Below are 8,458 nucleotides of genomic sequence, written 5' to 3' on the forward strand. Positions count from 1 at the left end.
GCCTATAGGCTCTATCCTTTTTTGTTCTATGGTTTAACTAAAATAAAATGATTTACCTGTTATTTTAAATTTTGAACTTCAGATAAAATACCATCTAACTCTTTTGCCGCTTTTGTAAGTGTTGGCGCATCAAGCGGGGAAGACGTTGCACCAGCTTCTATTGTGTGAAGGGGAGTTTCGACCTTACCATATAGATCCGGGCTTTTAGCTTTCACGTCGTCTTCAAATGTTTGCCAAGATTCCTCAAGCTTCGCTCCACTTTCTTTTACTTTTGTAGCATCCTTGGCTTTTAGCTCTGCATTCAGGTCAGCAATCGTTTGTTTCATATCCTTCACGCCATTACTAATGGAAACAGATTTTGGAGAGGACTGTTCGGTTTTCTTGGTTTCATCAGCTTTCTTTTCGTTATTGGTACCGCAAGCAGTTAAGCTTAATGCAGCTACTACGATGATAGGAACTAGTAATTTACGAGATTTCAATTTTGTTACCTCCAGTATGTACTTTTATTTTACTATCTTTTCTTTTATTTAAAAGTGCTGCAATAACAGCAATTATAAGTAAGATCACCTGAGGGATAATACTTTCCCAGGTTGAATATACACCGAAAAAGTCAATGCTAGGGATGGGTGCTTGAGTTGCCGGTAATAACCCGGCAAGCTGCAACCCATGAATCCCCATGCCTACAAATTTAATACATAGGTAGAACATCAAAATGCTTGATACGAGGAAGAATGGACGCATTGGAATTTTCAAACCTACCTTGAGTATGAGGTATGAAACAATTACAAGGATGATCAGCCCAATGGCAATCCCAAGTAAAAGCGTTGCTAACTTAATGGAAGCAGCCATCCCGATAAAGAATAGGACAGTCTCTGTTCCTTCACGGAAAACAGCCAGAAACGAAAGAATGGCTAGGGAGAACAAGCTACCGGTATCAAGTGCTTTTGTACTTTGTGTGCGAATATATCGTTGCCATTCAGCAAGACTTGATTTACTGTGAAGCCAATAACTCATATATAGAAGCATCACTGCTGCAAATATCCCTGTCCAGCCGGATATCAAAAAATTGTTACTGCCGAATGTACCAGCAGAAAATAATAGGTTTACAATTACGCCAAGTACAAGGCTTACTCCAAGTCCGGCTCCTACTCCGTACCAGATCCATTTACTTTTCGCTTCATGGCCAGCTTTTCTCAAAAATCCAAGCAAAGCCACCACTACAAGCAATCCTTCCAATCCTTCGCGAAGAAGAATGGTCGTTGCATCAAGCATCGTATAACTTGTCTTTGCTACCAGTGGAGAGAGGTAATCACGCATACCTTCAATCGTTTTTTTTGCACCTGGTACATCTGGGTGATTGGAGGATAGCATGGCGTAGCTAGCAACCATATCCCTTTCTGCATTACCATATATCTTTGAGGATTGAGTAAGGACAATTCCCTCGACATTCAACCATGATTTTCGGAACTTCTCTATGTCCCCTCTTGCGCCTTCGATATCATTATCATTAATCTTCGAAAGAGACTGATTTAGCAGTGTCACAAGTTCTGCTACATTTCCAGTGGTACCTGAATTTTTACCACTTTTAGATGAAGAAGAATACTTACCCTCTATAAACTTTTGATTGGTCTCTTTTAATCTAATAAGTGCATTTTTTAATTTCTCATTATCCACAGGCTGCTGAGCAAAAGCGAACTGAGCTTGACCCATGTTATCTTCAATATCATGATAGGCTGGCTGAGAATGGTTTTTCACTCCATCTTCAATAGAAATCCAAGTAGATGTAAAGGTTTCGTATTGCTTAAAAGCTTCCTTTGTGTCCCCCTTATCCACAGATTGGATAGATTCTACAATTATCTCATTTGCCTTTTTCATATCATCGGATGCATTAGCTGCAAAACTATTTATTGGTAAAATGACAAAAGCTGTGAGTAAAATTAAAAAAGTCGTAACTAACTTGATTTTCATGAAGGCCCCCTATGGATTGAAAAGTATCTTGTTATGTAAAAAAAAATTTTGTAATCAGTAATGAAAATCACTATCAATTATATTCATAGAAACTATACGTTCTTTATTAATGGATGTCAATAAATATTTTGATATGAAGGGGTCGATTTAAAACAAGAAGGATGACACGGAGACGCCAGCAACATTACTAAGCTAAGACCAAGAGTCCCCGGGGCACTTAGCATGCCTCTGCCTTATGAATAGACCGAACGAAGGAATGTAAGTGCAAATGACGCTAAGAGACATGGGAGGGTACGTCATCATAAGTTTCGCAGAGCTATTGTGCATCACATAGTGGAGAAAATAGCTAATGATTTCCATTAGTTTTAGCGAAGCGTACCCTCAATTCTGGTTTTTATTACTATCAGTTAATCGAAAATTCATTGGATGATTTTATTGATAATTTTACGAAGAAAACTATCCAGCAATATACGAGTTAGAACAAAAAGCGTTTACAGATTGGTTTAGTCAATGTTGGAAAAAATCAGGTGGAGATATATTGAAATTACCATCATTCTTTGTTTTCCACGATGATACTAAATCATATGAGTTGAAAAATAATCAATGGATTGATGATGAAGAAAAATGGTTATAAAAAACGGTGAAGAATGCCTATATATAGGCATTCTTTTTTATTATCGATATATCAGCATTAACGAGTAACATAGCTTATTTTTAAACATCTCATATTTGCACCCAAAGCTTTGGCAGATTTAGTAACAAAATTGAATACTGAAACATAATCATCTGGCCACTAAGGATCAGTTGGCCATCAAAACAGCTGAAAATTACGAATAGGTTAAAGAGCTTGCTGCAGCTAACAATACAATTAAAAACTTGAATGCTACGCTTAAATATGGGGAAGAAAAGCTGGAAAAGCTGATAAATTAGTCACTGAACTTGAAAAGGAAATTCAAAAGGCTAATAAAGAAGTGGAGAAACACGGCAAAGAGGTTGAAAAAGTGAAAACTAAAACTGAGGCTACTGAACCAATGACAAAAGAAGAAGTGGATGCAATAGATATCACTATAGATAAAGTAGAACAACATCAACAGAAGATCTACATTAAGAAGAATATCAATTTTAGTGAAATTTCTTTTTTGTCTCAACTGTTCCTTACGATTGAGGAATTAACAGCTTAAGTACGACTGACATCTAGCTGAAAAAATTCCAAAAGATTAAAAAATTAGGAAGATTATTTGTAAAACATGGTAGAATAATATTCTAGTAAAAATGTCATAGGAGGAATTTATTAATGAAAAAATACTTAATGGCAGCAAGTGCTTTTTTGGGGGTACTATGTCTCATCTTGGTTAGCGGAGTCTTGAAGGTTTCAGCAAACGTTGGACTGGATTCCATGCAAGCAGCAAAGCTAATTAATGTAAATGCTGTTAATCATGCAATCCTTAATGGAGATGGAGATTACGAAGATTATTGGAAGTTCACGCTGAAAAAACCAGGTCAAGTCACCTTTAACATGAATAACTATCCAGGATATGCATGGGATTTTGAAATCCTGGATGGTAGTGGAAATGAGTTTACAGGTGGAACTACCGATTACAGCAATAAAGCCATGGGTGTAACGGCAAGGAAAGTAGGATTGCCAGCTGGTACATATTACTTACATATTGAAGATTATACTAATTCTATTAACAAAACCTATTATTTTGCTGTTAATTTTGAAGAAAATGCAAATGTGGAATACGAATTCAACAATAGTTCAAGTGCAGCAAATAAAATTAAATTAAATACACCTTACGTGGGTGAGATACAAAATTATAGTGATGAGGATTATTATAGATTCACACTTCCTGAAAGTGGAGCTGTCACTCTCAATATGAGTCAAAAAGCTGGCATCGGATGGAATGCGAGTATTTTAAATTTAGAGGGTGAAGTGCTTAGTGAGTTGACGACAGAATATTCTTCGAACATCACAAAACCGGTGGAACGGACGGTCGGACTACCTAAAGGAGAGTACTTAATCCATATTGAAGACTATTCCAGTTCAACTCACCAGCCCTATGCCTTTACCGTAAAGTTTGCAAAGTCAACTGCCTATGAAAAAGAATTCAATGACAACGCCCAGCAGGCAAACAGTATTGGATTGGGCAAAAACTATTATGGGCATCTCCAAGATTACAATGACACTGATTATTTTACGTTTTTCCTAACAAAACCATCAAGTGTATCTCTAGAGATGGGAAGGAAGCCATCTGTTAGTTGGTATATGAGCCTCTATAATTCAAACGGTGATGAAGTGGGATCCTTTAATACGAAGTATGACCAGTTTGCAAATGGAATAGAATCGAAGAGGTATTCCCTTCCTGCAGGGCGGTACTATATATCGGTGAATGATTATACAAACACCCGCAATCATAAATACCAACTGGCTGTAAAAGTTCCAACGCCGTCTATTAGCAGTAAGTCGGTACAAATAACAAATTATGTAGGCAAATCGGATAGCGTGAAAGTGAGTGCCCTTGCTAAAGGCGATGTAGTGAAGTTGTTCGATTCGAAAGGAAAGCTATTTGCTACATCTAAACCAGTTTCAGGTTCCTCTACAACTTTTAGCATCAAACAATTAGGAAAGAATGCCGGTTTTATCTATGTGTCGAACACCAAAAGTGGAATGCTCGAGAGTTCTAGAGTAAAGGTATCGTTTAAAGCAGAACCGAAGACACCTAAGCCAAGCGCTTCCAACATTATGATTAAGAATAATAAGGGGAAGTCAGATACTGTAATAGTCAAAGGATTGAAAAAAAGCGACGTTGTTAAACTCTATTCATCCTCCGGGAAGTATCTATCTAGTAAAACATCCACTTCTTCCTCTGCAACCCTTACGGTTAAGCAGTTAGGTAAGGGTTCAGGTTCTGTTTATGTAACAGTGACACGCCCTGGAATGAATGAAAGCGACAAAGTGAAGAAAACATTCAAAGCAGAATAATGCATATTAGAGTTGGGACAGTATATTAAAGAAAAGGGGGCGGCACTCAAATTGAGAGCCGTCTTTTTAGTAAAAAGAAGAGAATTAGTCATTCTTAAATAGGATGGAAAATTTGCATTGGAATTTTGGTTTATCTCATCTTTTTCGTCTCATAAGTTAAGATTTCTCTTAATAGATAGGCTATATATTTTGGGGTTTTATTACATGTAAGATTTTTTAATGACCGTTAATGTGGATTATTTCCAGAAATAATGCTGTTATTTGTAAAATACTTACTTTAAGACGGGACGCTTATGAAAAAAAACGCAACTAGCTTTAATGTTTCTCTTAATACCTCTGGCAATATTAATTTCTTTTTGGTTTTCGGAAGCCTTATTACGAGGGGAATATGATTTACTATAGATGGTTTTGTTGTAGCCAGAGCCTTAATAATTATTTACACATTACATTTATTAGGGGGATTAGGAGAATTTATTATTAAAAAAAGATTAGCCATGAGCTAATCTTTTTTTTGGGATTAATAGTTGACCAGTCCGTATTCACCGTACTTAACTTTTTTGACTTTATAATTCTTCTTTGTAATGGTATCCCCATTGTAGATATTAATGGTGTGCTTTTCTCCTGTTTCAACAGCATATTTCACTCTATCCCATATAGACTCGTCTATTAGGACCAGCATCTAATGAATAGTTTTTAGCACTTGATTTAGAAAATCCTAGACTGATGCTCAATCCTTTTATACTGCCAGATACAGTCGGACTAAACAAATCAAAAATGGAAATCATTTTGTGATTTCCATTTTTGTTTCTGTATTTTTTAGGTCATAAAATTCGTAGATTAAGTTTTGATCAACCTATTGCAGTTTTAATTTCTAATAACTGGAATGAATATAAGGTTTAACATCTTCTCCAACAAATGCTTGCCAAATAATCAATTTTAAAAGGTCGTAATTTAATATACTCCCTTTTTCATTGAGATTATATTAAAAAATTCATTTTTTGTTATTGATAGGTTTTTGTTTTACCAAATCTATATATTCTTAGGCAGCAAGGCTCATTATCTTGTGAGTTTTAAAGGAAGTCTTTTCACTCCAAAAACGAACGGACTTGGAATCGCCTCCAGCTCAGCCCCTTTTACACCCTCCAATTTTGCAAAAGTACTTAAAAGTGTCACGAGAGCTACTTCTGCCTCTAGACGTGCAAGTGGGGCACCTAAACAAAAATGAATACCAAACCCGAAACTCAAATGAGGATTTAATTTCCTTTCTAACGTAAACCGATTAGGTTCTGCAAACTTTTGTTCATCCCGGTTTGCCGAACCGACCCAGCAAATTACTTGTTCCCCCTTTTGGATTGTTTTGCCCCCAACTCTGACATGTTCCTTTGTAACACGGCCAATTGCCTGTATTGGAGGATAAAAGCGTAGTGTTTCTTCTACCAATTTTGGTATTAAAGGCAGATTTGTCCTAGCTTGTTCTTGAATGTTTTTATCTTCTGTCATGTAGCGTACGGCATTTGTAATCAAATTAGTTGTAGTTTCATTGCCCGCAACTAATAATAAAACACAGAAAGATAGTACCTCTTCTTCTGTTAATTTTTCCCCATCAATTTTTGCTGCTAATAATAGCGAAATTAAATCTTCTTCAGGCTTATTTTTTCTCTCTAAAATTATTTTTTTGAAATATTGTTTAAGAAACTCGTTTCCTTCCTTGCGTTTTTGTGTCATTACTTGGAAGGCTTCACTTGAATTGTCTTTGGCCCCTTCCACGAGAACATCGGAATAGGTTTTAAAAAGATCGCGATCCTTAGTAGGGACCCCCAATAATTCGGCAATTATAATGACAGGCAAAGGACCAGCAAGATCATGAACGAGATCCATGGTTTCCTTCCCATTAACTTGATCGAGAAGATAAAGTGTCACTTCTTCTATTTTATTTTTTAAATCCTTCACAGCTTTAGGAGTGAATGCCTTGTTCACTAAGTTTCTCATTTTCGTGTGTCTAGGAGGATCCATTGTCAAAATGCTTCCTTGAAGAGTTCCAGACCCTCGTTCCGATGAAAATAGTTTTGGGTTTTTTAAAATATAATGAACGTCTTCATATCGAAACACATCCCAGCAGCTTCGAGCCTCGTCGTACCTTACAGGAGTTTTTTGTCGTAAACTATTAAAGATTGGAAAAGGAAATAATTGATCTGTGTTCAAAGCAATTTCACTCATGGGGATGAGATTAGCATACTGCTCCACTGCGCTTGTTGATTTACGTTCTTGTGTCATGGTTTCATCTCTCCTTTTATTGTGACTAATATTCAAACAGAAAATAGTCATGAACCGGTTCATTAACTAAGATAACAAACACGTAATTTGGTTTCAATTGACATAAATTGAGATATTTTTCAATAAGAAGAAAGTAATAACTCGGGAAATTTGATTCACAACCTATTGAAAAACTCTCGTTTAAGGTCATGCCGGTACCCCAAGTCATGCCAGGAGTATACCTATATTTACTGCACCCTTAATTTTAAGTCTGCCGCTGAAGTTTTTACCTGAAGCAATAGGTGGGTTTCTGAAAAGGGTGTGTCAATCTAGGGATGCTGGCTGCAGTTAAGGGAAACTTCATAACTATCGGGCAGAAAGGAAGTCGTATTAATTGGATCTAATGGTTTGGAGGGGTATATCAGCTGGAATTGTTCTCTTTAGCCCCCATCATCCATTTCGAGATTCAGAAAAAGAAAACGTTCCAGTCGAACCTATCCGTGTTGATGAGTTAACAGGAAAGAGGTTTACTTCTTTTTTGGTTAGCCAAAGAAAAAAACAAATAACCCATATACCTATCTTGAATACATTTATTAGGCTTTCTTACGGTTTTCACGTAGTGAATAGGGTGTAATTGAATTTGAACATCGAAGGGATATAAGTTTTGATGGGGATATTTTTGAATCATTACATGAGCGGGCTCTAAACGGGTTTGCTCTTTTTGTGTGATTGAAATAATGTTGTCCGCGGTCTGTACGGGATGTATTTTTGCTAGTTAGCGATGTGCCACATCCAGGTGAGGCGTATAAAATTTGGAGGCAAGAGTAAGCTAACATACGTATATAAGCTGCCGTGGGAGGTGAATAAGTATGAGTAATGATGCAAGAGGTTCTAAAAAAAATAAACCAAATGATGCAAACCATGTGAATGCTAAGACGAAAGCCAATCAAAGACGAATTTCAGAAAAGAATAACCAACAGAATAATGGTAAGGTTCAGTAGGGACTGATTTTTTTGATTCACTAAAAATTTCTCTCATTTAACAAATAAAGAATAAAGAAATTTTAACAGAGAACTGATATACCGACATCAGTTCTCTTTATTGATTTATCACTTGAAAAGGAAGGGCATATTCAAGAACGTTAACCTCGTTAGAATATATAATATTTAATATGATCTCTATAAATATAAGATAGTTTCCTTTTGTCCTAGAGTTATTGCCTAATTGAAAACCATATTTACATAAGCTCTAGAT

General features: G+C 36.3%; 6 protein-coding genes. 3 read left to right on the forward strand and 3 right to left on the reverse strand.

Annotation, left to right across the window (positions count from 1 at the left end; translation table 11 throughout):
• Nucleotides 1-59 precede the first annotated feature (59 nt).
• Both ACFVSH_RS19880 and ACFVSH_RS19885 read right to left on the reverse strand, forming a co-directional pair.
• Complete coding sequence (locus ACFVSH_RS19880; protein WP_387707459.1) at nucleotides 60-479, reverse strand: hypothetical protein; 420 nt, start codon at nucleotides 477-479, stop codon at nucleotides 60-62.
• Entirely contained in the window at nucleotides 466-1,968 is a 1,503-nt protein-coding gene (locus ACFVSH_RS19885) for an FTR1 family iron permease (protein WP_387595089.1), read from the reverse strand. The genes ACFVSH_RS19880 and ACFVSH_RS19885 overlap by 14 nt, the downstream gene beginning before the upstream one ends.
• Nucleotides 1,969-2,969: 1,001 nt before the next feature.
• On the opposite strand from ACFVSH_RS19885, the gene ACFVSH_RS19890 reads away from it, so the two are divergent.
• Nucleotides 2,970-3,149 (forward strand): hypothetical protein, encoded by a 180-nt coding sequence (locus ACFVSH_RS19890; protein WP_387595092.1) that lies wholly within the window; start codon nucleotides 2,970-2,972, stop codon nucleotides 3,147-3,149.
• Nucleotides 3,150-3,262: 113 nt separating this feature from the next.
• Entirely contained in the window at nucleotides 3,263-4,951 is a 1,689-nt protein-coding gene (locus ACFVSH_RS19895) for a hypothetical protein (protein WP_387707461.1), read from the forward strand.
• A gap of 1,056 nt (nucleotides 4,952-6,007) precedes the next feature.
• On the opposite strand, the gene ACFVSH_RS19900 is transcribed toward ACFVSH_RS19895, so the two are convergent.
• Nucleotides 6,008-7,225 (reverse strand): cytochrome P450, encoded by a 1,218-nt coding sequence (locus tag ACFVSH_RS19900; protein ID WP_387707463.1) that lies wholly within the window; start codon nucleotides 7,223-7,225, stop codon nucleotides 6,008-6,010.
• A gap of 848 nt (nucleotides 7,226-8,073) precedes the next feature.
• Between ACFVSH_RS19900 and ACFVSH_RS19905 the strand changes: the two genes are divergently transcribed.
• The gene (locus ACFVSH_RS19905) at nucleotides 8,074-8,205 is read left to right on the forward strand and encodes a hypothetical protein (protein ID WP_286182172.1); all 132 of its coding nucleotides are present in this window, start codon (nucleotides 8,074-8,076) and stop codon (nucleotides 8,203-8,205) included.
• The last annotated feature ends 253 nt before the right edge of the window (nucleotides 8,206-8,458 follow it).

The sequence above is a fragment of the Peribacillus sp. NPDC058002 genome (assembly GCF_042886655.1).
Classification (GTDB): domain Bacteria; phylum Bacillota; class Bacilli; order Bacillales; family DSM-1321; genus Peribacillus; species Peribacillus aracenensis.

Excerpts from the sequence above, each read along its gene's own strand:
- ACFVSH_RS19905 (WP_286182172.1), top strand. The coding sequence starts at position 8,074 with ATGAGTAATGATGCAAGAGGTTCTAAAAAAAATAAACCAAATGATGCA.
- ACFVSH_RS19900 (WP_387707463.1), bottom strand. The coding sequence starts at position 7,225 with ATGACACAAGAACGTAAATCAACAAGCGCAGTGGAGCAGTATGCTAAT.
- ACFVSH_RS19885 (WP_387595089.1), bottom strand. The coding sequence starts at position 1,968 with ATGAAAATCAAGTTAGTTACGACTTTTTTAATTTTACTCACAGCTTTT.
- ACFVSH_RS19895 (WP_387707461.1), top strand. The coding sequence starts at position 3,263 with ATGAAAAAATACTTAATGGCAGCAAGTGCTTTTTTGGGGGTACTATGT.